Source organism: Candidatus Babeliaceae bacterium (assembly GCA_041660765.1).
Classification (GTDB): Bacteria; Babelota; Babeliae; order Babelales; family Babelaceae; genus JBAZVR01.
In genome coordinates this window covers 77,393-97,535 of the sequence record JBAZVR010000002.1, presented here as the reverse complement: position 1 = coordinate 97,535, position 20,143 = coordinate 77,393, and the positions used below count along the sequence as shown (strand labels likewise).

Annotated in this window: 19 protein-coding genes; 5 read left to right on the top strand and 14 right to left on the bottom strand. The window is 36.6% G+C overall.

What is annotated here, in order from left to right; translation table 11 throughout:
• Positions 1–71: 71 nt before the first annotated feature.
• The 3 genes from WC707_05390 to WC707_05380 form a co-directional block, all read right to left on the bottom strand.
• Positions 72–755 (bottom strand): ankyrin repeat domain-containing protein, encoded by a 684-nt coding sequence (locus tag WC707_05390; protein ID MFA6066584.1) that lies wholly within the window; start codon positions 753–755, stop codon positions 72–74.
• 219 nt (positions 756–974) lie between these two features.
• Positions 975–1,709, bottom strand: a complete 735-nt coding sequence (locus WC707_05385) for an RsmE family RNA methyltransferase (protein ID MFA6066583.1) — start codon at positions 1,707–1,709, stop codon at positions 975–977.
• On the bottom strand, positions 1,699–1,995 hold the full coding sequence (locus WC707_05380) for a hypothetical protein (GenBank protein ID MFA6066582.1): 297 nt from the start codon (positions 1,993–1,995) through the stop codon (positions 1,699–1,701). Before WC707_05380 ends, WC707_05385 begins: the two co-directional genes overlap by 11 nt.
• A gap of 66 nt (positions 1,996–2,061) precedes the next feature.
• On the opposite strand from WC707_05380, the gene gpmI reads away from it, so the two are divergent.
• Positions 2,062–3,594, top strand: a complete 1,533-nt coding sequence (gene gpmI / locus WC707_05375; GenBank protein MFA6066581.1) for a 2,3-bisphosphoglycerate-independent phosphoglycerate mutase — start codon at positions 2,062–2,064, stop codon at positions 3,592–3,594.
• Between the two features lie 2 nt (positions 3,595–3,596).
• On the opposite strand, the gene WC707_05370 is transcribed toward gpmI, so the two are convergent.
• The 4 genes from WC707_05370 to WC707_05355 form a co-directional block, all read right to left on the bottom strand.
• Complete coding sequence (locus WC707_05370; protein MFA6066580.1) at positions 3,597–4,979, bottom strand: family 1 glycosylhydrolase; 1,383 nt, start codon at positions 4,977–4,979, stop codon at positions 3,597–3,599.
• A 97-nt stretch (positions 4,980–5,076) separates the two neighbouring features.
• On the bottom strand, positions 5,077–5,607 hold the full coding sequence (locus tag WC707_05365) for a hypothetical protein (protein MFA6066579.1): 531 nt from the start codon (positions 5,605–5,607) through the stop codon (positions 5,077–5,079).
• A gap of 71 nt (positions 5,608–5,678) precedes the next feature.
• A complete protein-coding gene (locus WC707_05360) occupies positions 5,679–5,978 on the bottom strand; it encodes a hypothetical protein (GenBank protein MFA6066578.1) in 300 nt (99 codons plus the stop codon).
• 9 nt (positions 5,979–5,987) lie between these two features.
• Positions 5,988–6,509: a hypothetical protein gene (locus WC707_05355; protein ID MFA6066577.1), complete on the bottom strand. Its 522-nt coding sequence runs from the start codon at positions 6,507–6,509 to the stop codon at positions 5,988–5,990.
• A 274-nt stretch (positions 6,510–6,783) separates the two neighbouring features.
• Here WC707_05355 and WC707_05350 point away from each other — a divergent pair, with 274 nt between their 5' ends.
• From WC707_05350 to gatB, 3 genes are all read left to right on the top strand, one after another.
• Positions 6,784–7,377: a hypothetical protein gene (locus WC707_05350; GenBank protein ID MFA6066576.1), complete on the top strand. Its 594-nt coding sequence runs from the start codon at positions 6,784–6,786 to the stop codon at positions 7,375–7,377.
• A 91-nt stretch (positions 7,378–7,468) separates the two neighbouring features.
• On the top strand, positions 7,469–9,244 hold the full coding sequence (locus WC707_05345) for a hypothetical protein (protein ID MFA6066575.1): 1,776 nt from the start codon (positions 7,469–7,471) through the stop codon (positions 9,242–9,244).
• Between the two features lie 94 nt (positions 9,245–9,338).
• Positions 9,339–10,805, top strand: a complete 1,467-nt coding sequence (gene gatB / locus WC707_05340) for an Asp-tRNA(Asn)/Glu-tRNA(Gln) amidotransferase subunit GatB (GenBank protein MFA6066574.1) — start codon at positions 9,339–9,341, stop codon at positions 10,803–10,805.
• A gap of 64 nt (positions 10,806–10,869) precedes the next feature.
• Here gatB and WC707_05335 read toward each other — a convergent pair whose 3' ends face one another.
• The 6 genes from WC707_05335 to WC707_05310 all read right to left on the bottom strand — a co-directional run bounded on the left by WC707_05335 (position 10,870) and on the right by WC707_05310 (position 17,958).
• On the bottom strand, positions 10,870–11,346 hold the full coding sequence (locus tag WC707_05335) for a hypothetical protein (protein ID MFA6066573.1): 477 nt from the start codon (positions 11,344–11,346) through the stop codon (positions 10,870–10,872).
• Between the two features lie 81 nt (positions 11,347–11,427).
• Entirely contained in the window at positions 11,428–12,255 is an 828-nt protein-coding gene (locus WC707_05330) for a hypothetical protein (GenBank protein MFA6066572.1), read from the bottom strand.
• Positions 12,256–12,385: 130 nt separating this feature from the next.
• Entirely contained in the window at positions 12,386–13,201 is an 816-nt protein-coding gene (locus WC707_05325; protein MFA6066571.1) for a hypothetical protein, read from the bottom strand.
• Positions 13,202–13,356: 155 nt separating this feature from the next.
• A complete protein-coding gene (aspS, locus tag WC707_05320; protein MFA6066570.1) occupies positions 13,357–15,123 on the bottom strand; it encodes an aspartate--tRNA ligase in 1,767 nt (588 codons plus the stop codon).
• Positions 15,124–15,188: 65 nt separating this feature from the next.
• Positions 15,189–15,917, bottom strand: a complete 729-nt coding sequence (locus WC707_05315; GenBank protein ID MFA6066569.1) for a hypothetical protein — start codon at positions 15,915–15,917, stop codon at positions 15,189–15,191.
• Between the two features lie 73 nt (positions 15,918–15,990).
• Complete coding sequence (locus WC707_05310; protein MFA6066568.1) at positions 15,991–17,958, bottom strand: hypothetical protein; 1,968 nt, start codon at positions 17,956–17,958, stop codon at positions 15,991–15,993.
• A gap of 103 nt (positions 17,959–18,061) precedes the next feature.
• On the opposite strand from WC707_05310, the gene WC707_05305 reads away from it, so the two are divergent.
• A complete protein-coding gene (locus WC707_05305) occupies positions 18,062–18,925 on the top strand; it encodes a deoxyribonuclease IV (protein ID MFA6066567.1) in 864 nt (287 codons plus the stop codon).
• Positions 18,926–18,936: 11 nt separating this feature from the next.
• Here the strand turns inward: WC707_05305 and WC707_05300 are convergent, their stop codons facing one another.
• The gene (locus WC707_05300; GenBank protein ID MFA6066566.1) at positions 18,937–20,136 is read right to left on the bottom strand and encodes a hypothetical protein; all 1,200 of its coding nucleotides are present in this window, start codon (positions 20,134–20,136) and stop codon (positions 18,937–18,939) included.
• Between the last annotated feature and the right edge of the window lie 7 nt (positions 20,137–20,143).

Sequence of the window (20,143 nt, the reverse complement as noted above, 5' to 3'; positions counted from 1 at the left end):
TATAATTGCTAACTAATAAAATAACTATATTTTGTTTATCTATTTTAGTAATTATAACAAAAAGGCAACTATTAAGCTAAACTCATCGTTAATGCAATTAAATCATTATTCAGATTGAAAAGCGCTTGAAGATATTCGGGTTCAATATTACTTTCAGCATCTTTTAGATATTGCGCTACTAAATATTGTCTAGCGTCTTTGGCATCTTGATAAGGCGTAGAGCCGAACCTATCTTTTGCCGTTGTATCAGCCCCATGCAATACAAGATATTTTGCCATCTCAATGTTGCCCTGCTTTGCCGCTATATGCAGTGCCGTTTCGCCATTATTATTAACGATATCTATTAATTTCTTATTTTTATTTTGATCTACAAGTTTTTTAACTTCTTCCAATTTTCCTTCAGAAACCGCCCAGTGTAACGGTGTACCGCCATTAAGATATTTTGCTATTTCAGGATGCTTATTTATTATCGCAAAATCATAGGGCGTACGAGAAAGAATATCTTTTGCCTTAATATCTGCACCCTGCAATATAAGATATTTAATAATTTCAATGTTGCCTACAGCCGCCGCTAAATGTAACAGCGTTCTATCACTATCATCTTTAGCATTAATCCCAAATTTTGTGACCAATTCTTTAACAAGCGGCAAATTATTGCTATTTAAAGCATCTGTAAATTCTTGTTTTTTAAAATCCATTATGCTTAATATACCAAAAAACTGTATTAGTAAGATTAATAACAAACGCATCAGCATACTTACCCCCATATTATTTTAGAAACGCACTATGATTTATGTCATCGCTATGGTTCGATACGATTTCTGCGAAATCACTCACCATGAGCGAGGCGGCGCATACAGGCGCATCCTGAGTAGCCTAAGAAGCACCACGAACGAGCACACACCCCTATGCGAGCAAAGCCTTAAATAACATTTCTATGAACGTAAAAAATTACAGACTACGCTGTAAAGTATTTATAAACAGGACCGGATAATACCCATGGCGACGGCGACGGCGTCAGAAGCGCGTAGAACAGTAGGGGTTAAAGCACAAATAAGATGGGTTTTCGAAAAAACAAGCTGCTTTTCTTCTTCCGTCAAATCACCTTCAGGCCCCACAAGACAGGTTATCGACGTTGGTTTATTTTTTATCAATGTTGTAAGAATATCAAAACACGGCTTGCCCTGCGGATCAAAAAATACCAACTCCGCGTGTTGTTGCTGCATGAGATTTTCAAACAAGACTATTGGTTTAAATTCTGGCAACACAAACTGCTTTGCCTGTTCACATGCTGCAATCATAATGCGCTGCAAGCGCTCATTATCTTTTTGCCCAAACCAGTTTTTGTGTATTTTTTTTGTGATAACCGGCTGAATACTCGTTGCACCCATTGCCGTTAAACTATACAAAGCGTCTTCAAAATAATTTTTTTCTAATAAGGGCAAGAGCCAGTGCACTTCTGGCTTTAGGCGCTGCGTCTCTTGTTTTTCTAATAAAATAATTTCGCATCGCTTATGCGACACCGTATGCAACGTACAGGTTAGTTGTATTGTATTATCAAATAATACAAGCCGATCTCCTGGACGCACGCGAATAATAGAAGTTATTCTGTGCAAAAGATCTTTATCGAGAATAGTGTAATTATTATTACAGTCAGCGGATTTTAGTGTATGTGCTAGCGCGTAGTATAATGCAAACTCATGCTTCATGAATTATCTTATCTTTAAAAAAATGAACAATATATGACAATGATTCACAGCATACTTCTTTGATGGTCAAAATTTTCATCAAAAGCCCGACCCCTATTCTTCTCAACATCACCTTAAGAGAAGATGCCGGCTCAAGATCTTTGGGCGCTTCGCACGCTGCATCATCAAATAATAACTCAAAGGGCTTATCGTCTTCAAATGATATGTCTTCCATCATAGGAGCGGTCACAAGAAGCGCAGCCGAACCTTGTAATAATACAGCAAATAAAAATAATATTTTTTTCATACTCATATTTTACATACTCAATAATAATGTTTACAAAATATATTAATGTTCAGGAAAGAGTACTCCATGAAGAAAAAAAAACCAACTATTTTAATTATTCTCGATGGCTGGGGTCATAGCACTGATACACAATATAACGCTATTTATTCAGCGCACCCAGAGTTTTTTAATAATGCTCTACATAATTATAAGCATACGTTTTTGTTAGCATCGGGGTGCGCTGTAGGGCTTTTAGATGGCATGATCGGCAATTCAGAAGTGGGACATATGACCATCGGTGCTGGCAGAATTATTGAACAGGCGATTACGCAATTACATAAAAATATAGATAATAAAAGTTTTTTTGATAATAACGATATACGGGCATGTTGCGAGCAACTTAAAGCAACGGGCAAGACGCTGCATATTATGGGGTTACTATCAAATTCCGGAGTGCATTGTGATGAAAAAATATTGTTTGCAACTATCCAATGCGCCTACACTATGGGCGCGCCAAAAATCATTATTCACCCATTTTTGGATGGCAGAGATGCGCCACCCACATCAGCCACGTTATATCTTGATCGTTTGGAAAAATATATTAAACATATGCCAACTGTTTCTATAGGATCGCTTCATGGCAGATTATATGCAATGGATCGTGATGAGCAGTGGGAACGCACGCTGCGCAGCTATACAGCATTAACGCAAGAAAACTGTACTCAAAAAATATCGTGGCAAGAGGTGATTGCACAATATTATGCAAAAAATATTACTGACGAATATATAGCACCAACTCAATTAGAACCTCATACAACTATCACAGATGGCGATGCCGTTATTTTTGTTAATATACGCGCTGATCGCGCACGGCAACTTTTCTCATTATTATGCAACACAGACTACAGTATGTTTACCAAACAACCGCCACACGTATATCATCCAATGTGTTCATATATTATAACCGGCGTATCGTATCATACAGCGTTTAATAATCCTGCGTTATGTAAAAAAACAATTATTAAGAATACACTGTGTGATGCGCTAGAAGCTGCTCAAAAAACTATTTTTACTATCGCAGAAAAAGAAAAATATGCTCATGTGACCTATTTTTTTAATGGTGAACGTGAAACACAGCGGACCTGCGAAACACGCACTATTATTCCGTCACTTGGATTGGCTCATTATGACAAACACCCGGAGATGTCTGCGCAAAAAATTGCCGACGCTGTCATCACGTCACTCAATAATAATCCAGCAGATTTTTATCTTATTAATTTTGCAAATGCCGATATGGTGGGTCACTCAGGAAATTTTAAAGCAACGATCACAGCGATACAATTTTTGGATAAGCAATTGGAAAAGATAGTAACATGTGCGCTACAGCTTGGCGGGACAATATTTATAACGGGGGATCATGGTAAAGCAGAAAGCATGTGGGATTATAGTAATAATCAGGTACTCACACAACATACAACAAATCCCGTGCCGTTTATTATGATAACGCCAGATAATAAAAAAAGTTCTGCGAATGGCAATGTACCACTCGCAGAACTTTCTGATATTGCACCATATATTTTACGGAGCATGCACCTACCCGTGCCCCCAGAAATGTTATAAATTTACGCGCTAAATTTTTTTACTACCGCGCTAAATGCAGCAGCACCAGGGCGAAGCGTTGGCGTATGAGTATCAAAATTAAAATCATATAAACCAAACTTTTGCGTATAACCCATATCCCATTCAAAATTATCAAAGAGGGACCAATAAAAATATCCACGAACGTCATAACCATCGGCGATAGCTTGCGATAATGCGTACATATATCTATTAATAAAAAGCTCTCGACGATCATCATTTTTATCGGCAATACCATTTTCGGTGATATAGATTGGAGTATTCAGAACAGATACACGCTCTATAGCGTCATACATGCCTTCGGCATATACAGGATATGGCATATCTGTCTTGATATCGCAATCTCTATAGCCTTCTGCAATAAAGTTACTCCAGGTGCCATTATATTGTAACAGCACGTGTGAATAATAATTGAGGCCGATAAAATCAAGCGAATCGATCGCATCAATATTTTTTTCTGCTAAATTTGCCAATAATGGGATTCTGAACTTAAATTTACCTTTTTTAAAAAAGTTAATAACAGAATCGTTCATGATATTATTCATCACTTTGCAGATCATGTTTTCTAATCTGCCATTTTTATCGTATGGATGAAATTGCAACACATTATGCACAATGCCAATCTGGGCAGCATCACCATGTGGCAACTGTTTGATTTTTTTGTAAACCTGTACGTGCGCATCTAATAAGTTTTTTAATACTTTGCCCGCAAGACCCATATTGCATTTGCCGGGAGGATAAACGCCACGCATATACCCTTGCAACATGTACACCGTTGGCTCGTTAATGGTACACCACATATGCACTTTATCGCCTAAAGCTTTAAACATGGTTGTGCAAAAACGTACGAAATAAAACGTATTTTCTCGTTTTTCGAAAGCTTGTTTTTTTTCAAACCATTCTGGATGAGTAAAGTGATGCAAGGTAAGAACGGGGGTAATGCCCTGCGCTAATAATGTGCCACATAAGTCTTTATAATGTTCTATCGCGGTATTATCAAATTCACCTTCAACAGGCTCAATAATACTCCATTCTAAAGATAATCTGAGGGATTTTGCACCGATTTGCTGGACACAATCAACCATTTGATCACGCTTGTTCCAGCTATCACATGCATTGCCAGATAGGTGTGTTTTTTGCTTCTTTTCCCAAGTTGCCCAGTTACTATCAGGGCAGTTTTTGGCACCAGAAATTTGGTATTCTGAGACCCCTACACCCCATAAAAAGTTGGAAGGGAAGCTCAGCTGTTGGGTGTCTATAGTGGCCCAATCCCAGCGTATTTCTTCATAGTGGGCAAGACTGCCCGCTGCAGCCCATAAAAAGCTCGCTACCAGCCCCCAATGGGCTATTTTGAAATAATTCTTCATAAAAAATCTCCATTTGAACCTGTAAAACTATATTAACTATAATTATATATACAAATAGAATTTTGTCAATTTTGGGGGCTTAATCGCTTTTATCAGCTTATTTTGTGTTATTTTCGCGCTTTTCAAGCTCTTTTTTTATAGTTTCACAAGCTTGCCGAGGGGTTACATAGTCAGATATATAGTAATTTTTACCATACATTGAGCCATTCATTATATATTTATACCAAGCCGCTCCTGTTAATACGCCCACTGCGACAGGGCCGATAAAACCAGAACACTTTGATGCGCAAACACCCCCTATTAAAGGTGGTATGATAACTCGACTAAACATCCCCTGCTTTATTTGCTGATCGCGATTAACCCAAAAAGCATGCGCTTGATCTTTGAATTGAGCTTGCTTCTCTTTCAATTCTTCAGTCGAATATTTGCTATAATCTTCAGACACCAATGAATGCTCAAGCGCCAAAGAAGAAACTATTTCTGACAATAAACCAATGTTTATCCCAAAAGCAAAGCCTAGGGTCTTCTTTAATACAGCGTTCCGCTGCCCTACCATAGCATAATGTTCTTTGGGCATAATCAAGAATATTGCAACTAATAATTTTAAAAATACCCTATTAGATAACATACAATTCTCCTAAAAGTTCACATACATAATATATTATAAATTATATAAGCAGATAAAAATTTATCCATCATTTAGCTAAGTTTTGCTATGCCATAACCAAAACCAAAGAAAGTCGCTGCGCCAGCAGTTACTAAAATGCCGCGACCAATATATTTTTTTGGACCTTGTTCTTGCTTTGCCCATTGATATGTCTTCATAAGTCCAAAAACTCCCGCAACACCAACTCCAACACCTATGAAACCTATAGATATCGCTCCAGCAATAATCCCACGTTCACTTGGCCCAATGGCGCCAGCGCCCACATGTACAAAATTGCTTTGTGCAGCCAATAAGCTGCACATGAGTAAGATTTTGCTTGATACTTTAAACATATTTTAGCCTTAATTCCAGGGGTCGTTTTTGCGTTTATTGAACTCTTCTCGTATACCAAAGTGTTCAGCAGCATATTGGGCCATAATCATAGCATCTTCGCGCATAGATTCATCACCAACCAATTTTTTATCCATAAGATAGCCAAAATTAATTGCTGCGGTTAATACACCGACAGCCACAGGTGTGAGCCCAGGAGTCATTAATGCAACAGCCCAGCCAGCAACAGGAATTGTAATAATTTGTTCAGGTTTTATTTCTTGTATTTTATCTGCATATTTATGCATGATGCGTTCCGCTTCTTTTTCAAGTCGATCATGCCGCGCACGCTTTTCTTCATCCGATAATCCACTTTGCTCTTTAGCCATCGCTTCTCTCAGCACATAAAGGCTGCTCAACGTACCCATGCCAGCACCAAATCCAAGAGTGTAACCCGTTGTTCTAAAAAGCGCCTTGAACATAGCCTGCCCCTGCGCCGGCACCAAAAATAACGTGACTATTAATATATGTAAAAACATTTTATTCAATTGCATAAAAACTCCTAACTAACGTAATAAAAAAACTATCTGTATTTTATTCGAAAACCGCCCCTTTAGCAAGTTATAAACAACCCCATTCACCAAAAACCCGCCCCATCACCAACACCCGCACAACCGAAATACACATTTCAGTAAGTAATTTTTACAAAAAACATTTTAACTTAGTTATCTATATTAAAGATATTTTTTATATATACTGAATAGATAAAGTAATTTTAATTATATTAAGGACCTAATGACAAAAAAAATAATCACCACGCTAATTATAATGCTTATAACAGAAAACTGCACAGCAATGGACAAGAAACACATAACCATACTTGGAAAATCTTACCCTTGGAAACAAGCAGACAATAAACAAATGAGCGTATTTGATAAATATCCCGCACTCAAACCCGCTCTTCATAAGGCAGATGAAGCTACAGTTGATACAATCGCCAAAAACATTATTGCGATAAACAATCCCTCGTTAAAAGCACGTTACTTTTCAGAAATGAAAGATGAATTTGAAAAAACAAAGCCTTCTTGGTCTGCAAGATTATTTCCTCATGCAAAGCACCGGAATCAAGGTCAAGAACCAGCAAGATTTATATGTTACGGATCTGCTTTAGCGATTGGCATAATTCCTAATATAATCGCTTCACCTATATTAATTTATTTTTTTGCTCGTAATTTAGAAATAAAAGATATTGCAAAGGTTTTTAGCCCAGCAGCAGGAACTATTGCACTATGCACAGGATGTTTTATTACAGAAGAAATTCTATACAACGCAGCTGAAAATAGGACGAATAGATCAATCATCAAAGATGTAATAGACGAAAATACAAACAATTTAAATAAGCCTAGAAGACATTCTGTATGATGCATATTTAACAATTAGATCGACAATTAATCATCCAGCAATAATAAACCAAAACTAATCAAAGAAATAAAAGTAAAGAAATTTAAATACTATGAAAATTACAGCTAATAATTTATTAAACTTCGCATTCTCTTTTTTAATATTTGCAAACAATATTAAATGCATGGAAGAAGGCATTAGTCATATCAATAACAATTCAGGTTTTTGGCAAAAATTAGAAATAATAAATCCTAAAACTATCTGCCCTGATCTTACAGAGGTTGTTATTGATCGCAAAGCCCCACATCCAATACGTTCTAATAAACAAAAAGAAGCTGAATTTCGAGTCAACTCAAGTGAAGAATTTACTCCGCCCTTGGTTACAGATCCTAGACTACGCTTACTCGCTCTTTGGCATGGTACATGGGGACGAGAAACTCCTAGCTTTAAAGAAGTTGATGAAAAAAGAAGAAAAGAGCTCGATGAAGATGGTAATTTTTCTTATGAAAACTTTAACCATTTCAAGCGCTATGGCGAATGGCTTGCGACTCAAAAACAAGCAAAATTAGAACTTATTTCACTTTCATGGAAGGGTTTTAATACTGATGAAGCGAGATTAAGGGGCGGGGAATTACTCGCCCAATATTTCAATGGAGTCGATAAATATAAAAATGCAGAAATACATGGCATAGGCCATAGCCACGGGTGCAATGCTTTTCTGTGTGCGGCGAACTCTATGGAACATAATCCATTTGAAAGGCTGATACTTATTGCGTATCCAATTCGCAAAGATCAACCTGAATATCAGGGTAAATACTTCAAAGAACTTGTCTATCTCCATTCCAAAGGTGATGGCTGTAGACCATTCAGTGAACATGTACTGAGCAGAGGCGACAGCGTCGTAAACGCCGCACAAGTTAGCATGAAAAAGCTGAAAGAAGATCTGCAAGAAAATGCAAAAGAGGTATCCATTACTTACACAAAAATGGTAATAGGGGCAGTAGCATTTGGCATAGGATTCCCTGCTATTCTCGCTACCGTAACGTCAGATTTAGAAGATGCTGTTAAGACTCTTGCATTACGCGTCCCAGCACTTGTAATAGCAGCTGGAGCCACTACACTTGCCAGTAGCAGCGCAGGTTGCGTAGCCGGTACAATAGAATATAACGCCCTTACCAAACACAAATTAGCGCCACAAAATGGTAAAATTATTGTGCGATTAGTTGTAACAATGAATGGCAAGTCACCTACGCACACAGGCATTGTTGATAGGGCTGAAGATTTAGTAAAAATCATGTCCCAATTGGAAACCAAATACCCTCTTCATTATTCCCAAAGCGCCCATTTCGCCGTTGATGTTGATAAAAGGATTTCTAAAAAAAATCCAGTATTTATTACCATTATTAACGATGAGCCTTTTAAGATAAAGCCAAAACAAGTGTACAAAAACTTTGATGGCAAACATGTTGTTGATATAAATAACTTGCAAGCTCATGCAGAATTAGAGAGAAGTAATAAGGTTCAAAAATATCATGAGGCTCAGAAAGAGGTGTACAAAGTTCAACACAAGATTGCTTCTATCAAACATTTTCCAGGAGAAATTCTAAATAGGGCATGTAAAGCCGAACTTGAGCTAGAAGCTTGGGATAAAGAACACAATCAATATCGAGAAGAGACACCTATCTTAATGGATGTGAATCAAATCAAGTCTAGCGAAGGCAATAGCAGCAATGGCAAAGTAGAAGTTACAGCGGTTGAGCTTATAGAAGATCGCATAGAAGTTACAGAGATTATGGATAACAAACCAATTAACCCTTCATGGATAACAAAAGAAAACGTATCTTCCGCAGCGGCTATATCTAACAACAATGAACATTTTCTAGATTAAGCAGGGCATTTTATAAAAAAATGGCGGCTTTATAAAAAGGCGTAGGTGTGCTATTTTAAACTATGTTAAAAATGCATTTTATTAGAGGGCGCAGATGGCAGAACAACTTTCCGTTTTAGAACGTTATCCAGATTATGAAATTACTATAGGTATAGAGGTTCACGTTCAGCTGGCGACAAAGAGCAAGATTTTCTGTCCGTGCTCTACCGCCGTGAGCGAAGGACCGAACAAAAACATATGCCCTATTTGCGCCGGATACCCTGGCGTCCTCCCCGTTCTTAACCATGAAGTCGTCACGTTTGGCATCATGACAGGCGTGGCTACCAACTGTACCATTAATGAACAGTCAGAATTTGCACGGAAACATTATTTTTATCCTGATCTGCCAAAAGGTTATCAAATTACTCAAAGCGATAAACCTATATGCTCTGATGGCTTTATCGCCATTCATCAAGAAGATGGCACGCCAAAACAAGTGCGCCTAATACGCATTCATATAGAAGAAGATGCGGGCAAAAATATTCACTCTGCCGTCAGCAATGAAAGCTTTGTTGATCTTAATAGAGCCGGCACACCGCTGTTAGAAATTGTGAGCCACCCAGACATTGCAAATGCGTACGAAGCGCGTGCTTACTTAAAAGCATTACATTCTATTGTAACGTATATTAATGTCTGCTCCGGCAACATGGAAGAGGGGGCTTTTAGAGCTGATACCAATATTTCTGTACGTAAAAAAGGCGAACAAAAACTCGGCACCCGCTGCGAGCTCAAAAATATTAACTCATTTAAATTTATCGGTGATGCCATCGAATATGAAGCGGAGCGTCAGATAAATATATTAGAATCAGGACAAAAAATACGCCAAGAAACACGTTTATGGGATACCAAGACACACAAGACGGAACCTATGCGTGGCAAAGAAGAAGCGGCTGATTATCGTTATTTACCAGAACCTGATTTATCACCAATCGTTATTGAGCAAAAAACTATAGAAGAAATTAAGAAAAACCTTCCTGAGTTGCCCGATCAAAAGCATGAACGTCTCAAAACAGATTATAATTTATCTGACTATGAAGCAGAAATTTTGATTAACAACCCTGATATTGCAAATTATTATGAAATGGCTGCTAAATTTGTACACAGCAAGCTTTTAATCAACTGGGTCTTACGAGATGTTGTTGGATATAGCAAAGAGTCTAAAATTGAGCTTTCTCAGTTGTTATTAACCCCCGCATTATTAGCAGAATTAGTAGCATTGATTGAAAATAATATTATTAATAGTCGCACGGCGCAGGACGTGTTTGCCCATGTTATTACCACGGGCGATTCCCCTACACAGTATGTAGAGCAGCATGATCTTAAACAAGTTGGTAATACTGCAGAATTGGAAAAAATAATACAAGATATTATTACTGCAAATCCTCAACAAGTCGCTGGCTATAAGGCTGGAAAAGAAAAATTGTTTGGATTTTTTGTAGGCCAGGCCATGACCAAAACACAAGGCAAGGCAAACCCACAGATTATTCAAGAATTAATAAAAAAATTACTTAATAACGCATAATAAAAAACACTCAGAATAAGTTGATCAACTTATTCTGAGTGTAAAAATACATATTAAATATTTTTTATTTTTTCGATGCTGTATCTACTACTTTTTTAACTTCAACATTAATTTCATTAATTTTGCTAATAATGAGATCTCGTGCAGCATTAGTAATTAGGCCAGGACAATTTTTTCTAGCTATTTTATTATCCAAAAGCAATTGCAATTTCATATTTTTTTCGTGAGTTTCTGACCCCACCTCATAAGTGACATGTGGCCACACCTTAAAATAGCGAAAGCTGCTAGACAAATCAGGACGGCTCTTTATCCATTTATGATGCTTTTTAATATACATATATGTTGCCTTGAATGATGCATATTGGATCTGAACATTTTCTCCTTTTGCATCATCAACAATATGATACGTTTTACTATCTTTGCGTGTTACAAAAAAAGAGGGTATCTTATACTCACGAGATGAAAGCATATCGCTAACAGCCATTCCTAGAGCACTCTTTTCGCAAGACAATATAATAAAAATTGCTATATATTTTTTCATAGTTCACCCATCTAACTTATTGTTATATACTATTTTTTTCTACTTCTTTATTAATCTCACGTATTATTTTAATAATTTTATTTATTTTTTAGTGTATAAAAATGCTTTAATTTCTGTATTAACAGCATCAATATGTTGGAGGATTTTCCCCTGTATTTTCTGATTGATTTCTTCTTGCTCTCTACATTCCTGCTCTTCTGACAATAGTTTACATAGAGGCTGAACCCATTTTTTTTGCATCTCAATAGGAATAAAGGGCGTTAAAGTAGGCCATACGACAAAATAGTTATGCGTTTGAGTATCACGAGCAAATTTAAAAATATTCGCATGCAACACCCTATGCTTTTCACAAATATGGTTATAAATATCATTTAACATATAAGCAATTGACAATTGTTGTTGTGTACAATTTTTTTTATTGGGTTGTTCATCTGCTATTTTTTCTTCTTCTAAAACTCTTTTTGACAGTTTTTCTCGAACAACAACCTCTTTTGGCTCCTCGCCTTTGCTTTCATTCGATACCGCATTCACAACTTCTTGATCCTTAAACAATAAATGTATATCATCCGGGACAGATATTACCTCAGAAACCAAACTCTTTAATAGCGCTCTAATATCATTTTCATGATTTGTAGCTTGAAGAGCATCATAATAAGCTATACGAGATTGATCCGGTATATTCGTAAAAGACTTATAGCGATTTGCATATTGTTGCTGAATAAATAAATTATTATACAAAACGCGAAAATCATTTGATTCGCTATTCAAACTATCGGCAGCCTGCTCTAACAAATCAAACTCTAAAGCTACATCGGTTTTGTCGGTAAACCAGTTACTCTCAGCATATAATGCACAACACTCATCCAAAAGCGTTTTACTCTTGTTAAGACTTAAGCTATTTTTCTCCATCCCCAGTATTAAATTATTATATAAATTTAAAAAAAATATTATAAAATATATCAATAATCTTTTTTTGCACATTTGCATTTTCATAAAAATCCTAGGTAAAATTCTTGTGACATAAAATAATGAAATCGTATTATTTTTTTGAATTTATTATGCGTGCAATTTGTGCGTTGATAGCATCAATTTCTTGAAAGACCTGCGCTTGAGCCTTTGTATCTTTAACTATTTCCGGATTTAACAAAAAACTTTTAATATTTTGACGGCTTTTCTGTATATCAGCAGAAGAATTAGGCAGTAATGAATCAGCATAAGACCATGCATAAAAACATGCAGAATTATCAACAGAAGGATTAGACATACGATAATTTATCCATGAGTGTTTTGCTTGCATATAATTGTACATGCTGACAAGCGAATCAAGCTCACTATGTTCTATTTCAGGAGCTACTACAGGGCGAGTTACCCGAGATTTTTTTTTAGGTCTCTCTTGAACAATTTCTTCCTGTTCTACATGAGGTAATGAATATTCAAAAACAGAATTATTGACATTGTCAACAGCAGGTAAGTGTTGCTTTATATCTTTAGTTAACTGATTACATATATCAACAATGCTATTTTCCACGCCAAGCGCATATGAGTCTCCGCTCGATGATATTTTCGATAGACGATCACATTGCACATGAACTACAAAAAGACTATCTAATTTTCTAACGAGCTTTACGTCCAACGGGATATGTTCACAACTTTTTTGTAAAAAACTAATATTTGATAACATATCCTGATTATCATGTATCCAACCAGACTTTTTACATATTTCAAGACACTTATTAAGACGGTCATTAATTTCTTTCTTATTATTCTCCATTGCCAATACAGCATTACTAAACGTAATAAAAAACAATAGAACATACGCTATAAAAAAAGTTTTTTTATATATTTGTGCTTTCATAAAAAATCCCTAAAAAAAAATAATTTATAATTAATACGATTCTATCGATGTATAGCACCTCATAGATGCGTTAATTATAAATTATTTAAAGAAATATGCTATTTATTTAACTCAAAAAGTTTTTTATAGAAATAATTTTACTATATACAAAAAAATTATTTTTTTTCTTTAATCACAATAGCATAATCAAGTAATTTTTTCGCTTCAACAGGGCTCGGGGACTCCATCATAGGATCATTACCACGGGCAGTTTTTGGAAATGCTATAACGTCTCTTATAGAATCACATTCTAATAAGAGCATGACAAGCCTATCAATTCCCAATGCTATGCCACCATGCGGTGGAAACCCTAATTCTTGAGCTTCAAGTAAAAACCCAAAATGCTCCTGCATAGTGCTTGTATCAAAACCTAAAAAATTAAAGATTTGTTGTTGAACTTCAGGCTTATGAATGCGTATAGATCCACCACCTAACTCAATGCCATTAAGCACAAGATCATATGCTCTTGCCTTCATATCCTCAGGCTTTTGAGCTTCCCATCCATCTTGAGGACTCGTGAAGGGATGATGCACTGAAGACCACCTGTTATTATTTTTATCATATTCAAGTAAAGGGAAGTCTGTTACCCACAATAAATTTAATTCATGCGTTGGGATAATATTGATAGCCTTTGCAATCTGCAAGCGTAATCTGCCGAGCTGCTCCCAAGCCGATTTATATTCACCTGCAATAATAAAGATAGTATCGCCGGGTTCAATATGTGGCATGTTCGCTTTCAGCTGTTCTGCAAACTTCTCTGGTAAGAATTTAGCGATAGGAGCATCAAGAGTGCCATCATGATTATAACGCATCCATACAAGACCCTGAGCACCATTTTTAAGGGCGAGCGCGACCCAATGCTCCAATTCTGATCTGGTAAATGCATATTTTGATACAGAAAATGCGCCAATTTTACCACCCTTTTTTATAACAGACTTTAAAAAGGAAAGTTCCGTTGTTTCAAAAAGATTTGTAATATCATGCAATAAAAGCCCGAATCTTACATCTGGCTTATCGGACCCATAGTTTTTAAACGCATCGTTATACGTCATTCTTGGTAATGGGAATTGAATGTCACGCTTAAAAATCTTTTTAAAAAAGTGACTTAAAAGTCCCTCGATCAAAGTTTGGATATCACCTTCTTTGATAAAAGACATTTCTATATCAAGCTGAGTAAACTCTGGTTGCCGATCGGCACGCAAATCTTCATCCCTAAAACAACGGGCAATCTGAAAATAACGCTCTATGCCTCCAGCCATTAATAATTGTTTATATAATTGAGGAGACTGCGGCAAGGCATAAAAAGAACCCTGGTGAACACGCGATGGAACCAAGAATTCTCGCGCTCCTTCAGCAGTATTTTTGGTAAGAACAGGGGTTTCTACTTCATAAAAACCTTGTTCATTAAAAAATTCTCTCATGGCAAAAATAATAGCGTGCCTAAAGGCTAATCTGTCTCGCATTAATGGGCGACGCAAGTCTAAATAACGATATTTAAGGCGTAATTCTTCATCAATAATATCCCCTTCTTCTAGAGAAAAGGGTAACGTTTTCGCTTTATTATGTATTTCTAATTCAGTGACCTGCAACTCAAGTTCACCGGTAGGAAGTTCTTTATTAATGGTTTCTGGTGTGCGCTTAACGACTTTGCCTGTTACCGATATAACATATTCGGCACGTAAAACATGTGCTTCTGCATGAGCTTTTTGAGAAAAATCTGCATTAAGCACAACTTGCATAATCCCGCTACGATCTCGTAAATCTATAAAAATAAGCCCACCATGATCCCGACGCTTGTTAACCCAACCGCAGAGGGTAATAGTTTTATTTAATAGACTTTGATCAACGTGACCGCAAAAAGTACTGCGCTTAAAAAATTCCATAAAATTCCCGAAAAAAATAAAACTTGTAAAAAAGATTATTATATTATTTTATCAAAATTATACGACTAGTCACGCTGAATATAAAATAATGTCTCCACAATAACAAGAAGTATATTTGTCACAACAAAAAAAAATCCCGAAAAAGCGTGCTGAATGAACGCGCACAGAATATATCCAAAAAACCGCTCAGCCAATAACATGACCATAAAATATACGACATATAATGCAGTAAATAATATGCCCCATGCAGCAACTGTTGCAATAAGGAGCAGGCAGATATATAAAAAATATTTTTTTATTGTATATACGGCTTCAGATAATAATATTTCTGGTGCAGTTATGTTATCGGCTATAAGAGGCACGCAGGTAAAGCTCGCAAAGCCAAGCGCAATAACTATACAAAAAATAAATACCACCAGTATAGTTGTTGCATTATGATCTTCACGAAAATAACACGATAAATCAGATAACAAAAAATCTAAAAGAAGTTCTAAAAACAGAAAGCCGGCCACAAACCACCGTGCTTTATATAGATAACCACATGAATCAATTAACGCATGATAAGGGGTAATAAATTTTTGCTTATAATCATTGAGCACAAGTGTTGCTATCCATACAGACATAATAATTACAATAAAATAATTAAGAATCGTCCCTGTAATGGGTATAACGGTAAAAAAAGAACACGCAAGGAGACTATTGGCCAAAACATACCAAAAAATACAATAATAAAGTGATTTTTTGGTAAGTAAGTAGGTAACGGATCTGCCTATCAAGCCAAAAATTGATATCATAGAAAACCCCTGTTCTTATTTATTAAAGTTATAAAAAGAACAGGGGGAATGTGTCAATGCATTAAAAATAAGATTAGAATTTATATTCTAAGCCAATATTAACAAAATAAGCTGGATGAGCATTAAGCAACGGTACTTTATTAACTTCGATACCACTGTCATTGTAACTATCCAAGTACTTTTGCTGATCTTTGTTAATCGGCTTGCCAACAATATCTTTATAGTGGCCGCCGGGAATAAATACCGCACCAACTAAGAAAAACTTAAGATCGACAAGCAGCATCGTTTCTATAAACGTATTAAGTTCTAAACCTAAATAACGACGAGCGTAATGAGCCTTATTATCTTTATCAAAAAATTGCGTGCAATTGTCTTGCCAATACGCTAAAGCATTAGGGTTAACACTCCATAAACGAGAAAATCCAGTCCACTTCAACCATAACGCGCTGCCAGTAAAAATAATATTAGTAAAACGTGTTACTGTAGTTGCAAAACGATCTCCCTTAAGATCATTGGAAGGGAATGATAATACACGTGGAATTTTACCAGCGCCGCTTAACAAGAAGGCACTTTTTACACGTGTACCATTATACACTTCTTGCAAACTGATAAAGCCTTCATAGTCACCATCAACTCTGCAATCATGTACCTTATTCAGGTCTTTATTAGGTGCTTCATCGCCACTAGCATATCCAACGGCAAATGCAATTTTGGCATGCGGCCTTGATAACCAATAAGAAAAATCAAAAATTGCCATTTTACCACGATATGTATTGGTATATGGGTCTCTAAAACGCGTTATATCATTTTTAAGATAATCATTAATCGCCTGACCGTTAAGCGATGCTGATTCTGGAGTCTGATCAATAACTGCTTGATTTTCTGGCGTATACACAGCTTTTTTACCAGCTATATCATTAGTTGCAGGATTATCTTGAGTAGCCGTTACCTTATCATTAACAAAATAGGGAATGCCCGTTCTCAATTCTTTTACAATAATATTTCTATCTATGCCTTTAACTTTTTGATGACCAAGATTAAATGCAATTTCACCGCCGCCATCCCAATCACCTTGCGCAAATTCAAATGCTAAGCCAAGAGTACCGAGCTTGCTTGTCGCATCACCTAAAAACTCAACTTTTTGTTCTTTTTGATGATCAAAGATACCATACGGTTCTAATGAGAAAAAATTACCTTCATGACTGTATGGCAGCCACTTTAAACGACCGGCCAAAATATAATTCAAAACACCAAAACCACGCGCTTGATCAAAGCGATGCCCGTATTCATTTTGACGTATTCTTAAAAAGACATTGTCAAAAGTATCTGCTTTATTATCTGCAATTTCTGCATAAACGTCATAAGTTAGATAATTTTTTGCAATCAATTCACCGGACAATTTAAAGCCAGGCGCGTACTGCTGAACAGAGTTTGCGGGATTGTAGCCAAGAACGTCAGGTGTTGTTGTATATGCATCGCCAAGCGAAATGCCGCGCCCCACCTGGAATGGGAAGATCCCCATGGTTAAATAGTGATGATGATCAAGTTTGACGCCCAATAAATGAGCCAATTCAAATTCCATCCACAATTCACGAATAATAGGAACATGCAAACCAATTGGATGTTGATGATCCCCAACGCTTGCCTCAAGATCTTTTATCGTAGTAAAGCCGGTGCTTGCAATAGAATCCGCATCACCCCAAATACCTTTATTACGAATGGTGCTTTTCGCCTTAACGACGTCATATCCCTGACTTTTCATGCCATAACGATATAGCATGCCAAAATCCCATGTATGTTTACCGGGCACAATATTTTTATCACATACCAAACGTCCATTTTCAAGATATAAACCTTCCATGCGGAGCTTATTGCTCATTTCAAAAATGCTATCGCCATTCTCATAAGCTATGGGCATTTTTAAAATTTCTTCTGTAATTTCTTCTCGATCTTCTTGATTTTCTTGCTTGCCGTCAGCCACAAGAAAAGTTAAAGATGATATAATAATAAAAGTGAGCAAAAGAGATGCACCGCGTTTCATGCAAAATCCTAAAAAAATGTGGTATGTAAAGATCTTTATATCAGTAAAGTTAATATTTTTGGTGAATTTGTCAATGCGATTGCCTTAATATACAGAGGAAATCATGGTAAAAAAGAATAGAATAGCGCTTCTCGGCGCCCACGTCTCCATAACAGGCGGATTAGAAAAAGCCTTTGAAGAAGGAGCGTTACTCGAATGCACCGCGCTACAAATTTTTACTCATAGCAATCGTCAATGGCATCTTAAAAAGCTTTCTGATGAGGCAATAGAATCTTTTTTACAGGCTTGGAAAAACTCTTCAATAGAAACAATGGTTGTACATGCAAGCTATCTACTCAATCTCGGCTCTCCTGATCACGCTTTATATCAAAAATCATGCAAAACGCTAACCGAAGAGCTTGAACGTTGCGCGCAACTCAAGATCCCGTATCTGGTTATACATCCTGGAGCGGCTACTACATCTTCACGGCAAGAAAGCCTTATAAGGGTCGCCGAGGCTCTTGACCATGCGTGTGAGACAGTAAAAACAGGACCAACTATTTTATTAGAAAATACTGCAGGACAAGGCACGACAGTTGGCACTACATTTGAAGAATTAGCGTATATCTTACACCACGTTAAACATAAAAGCCGAGTCGGCGTCTGCTTTGACACCTGCCATGCCTTTGCCGCAGGATATCAATTTTCGACAGAAAAAGAGTACCAGGCGCTCTGGAAGCAGTTCGATACTATAATAGGGTTAGACTACCTCAAAGCTATTCACATAAACGATTCTAAGAACGCGTGCAATTCCCGCGTTGATCGGCATGAGCATATTGGCAAAGGGGAGATAGGCCTAGAAGCTTTTAAACTTATTATGAATGACAAAAAATTTGCCGATATACCAAAGATTTTGGAAACACCCAAAACAGAAGCCTACGGCCACGCCGAAAACCTCACCGTTTTAAGAAAGCTTATCAAGCATTAAAATTACCCATATTAGGCGAGCCCTAAACGTCGCCTTTCATAATCCACAAGATAATAATCGGAGGATCGATCCTTTTTATGAAATAAGCTCCCAAATAAAGAATTATACGGATAATCATATAAAACACATGAGTCAGAGGCCGAGAAACTCCCATGACAAAATTTATCTTGAAACAATAGCACTCCAATCTTGTTGGAATTAATGCCGGTATCAAGAATGTTCGCAAATTTCACCAGGGGGAGATAAGGCAATAGAGAAGCCAGTGTTTTTTTACTCACCAATATGGAATTGCAATCGCTATTTACTAATTTTATTTCATCAAAGGCTGGCATAGTTTGCTGGTGAACATTATCTAATTGATCTTTGGATTTGACAAAATATTCTATTTCCGGCAAATAATATTTTTTGAAACATGCTTTATTATATACGGAAATCTTATTTCTTCTGCTATCAACAAATACATATTTAATTCCAGGAAGGGATTCAAGATCAGTAAAATATGCTTTCATTATGTTTTCACGTAATAGATCTGCGGGAATTTTATTTTTAGACAAAAAAAACATAAGCCTAGCACGATAAGTAATATATTTTTTCTTACACTCATGCTTCGATTCTTTATAAACACCAATGTAATATGGCAAAAGCGGATTTCTCACCTTTTGTTTGAAATATTTATTTGCTAAAAATTGCCAAGATCTTTTATATTTTTCTTCATTTTCATAAGCCAACTGCACAAGCTCACGAAAACCTTGGCGATGCACCACAATGCTAGGCTGATCGTCATCCGCAAGATCTAAGATCTCTTGCGGCAACGTACAATGCCAATTATGAACATCACGAGTCGATGACGCATAAGCGCGAGCATAAAAATATAAAGGCGCGGCGCCCAATCCAAGCAAAAAACCAGCGCCTACCGCAGCCATTGCTAGCGGTAGAAAACCGTCATCGACAAGAGATTTTTCTATCAACCAACCTGCCATACAATGCATACCACACATTGCCAGCACATCTGATGATTTTATAGCAAAACGCATTCTACTATTATATGCTTTATGCTTCTCTAAAAGCTGAGTATTTGCCGTTCTCTTTGAGGCTTCTAGCGACGTTTTTAGCCATTCTTGATCCTCAGCGCGCTCTTCGATTAATTGCTGCTGAGTTGCAGATAGAGCAAAAAAAGTTACCGTGATAAAAAGGTATAAATAAAATTTCATTTATAAT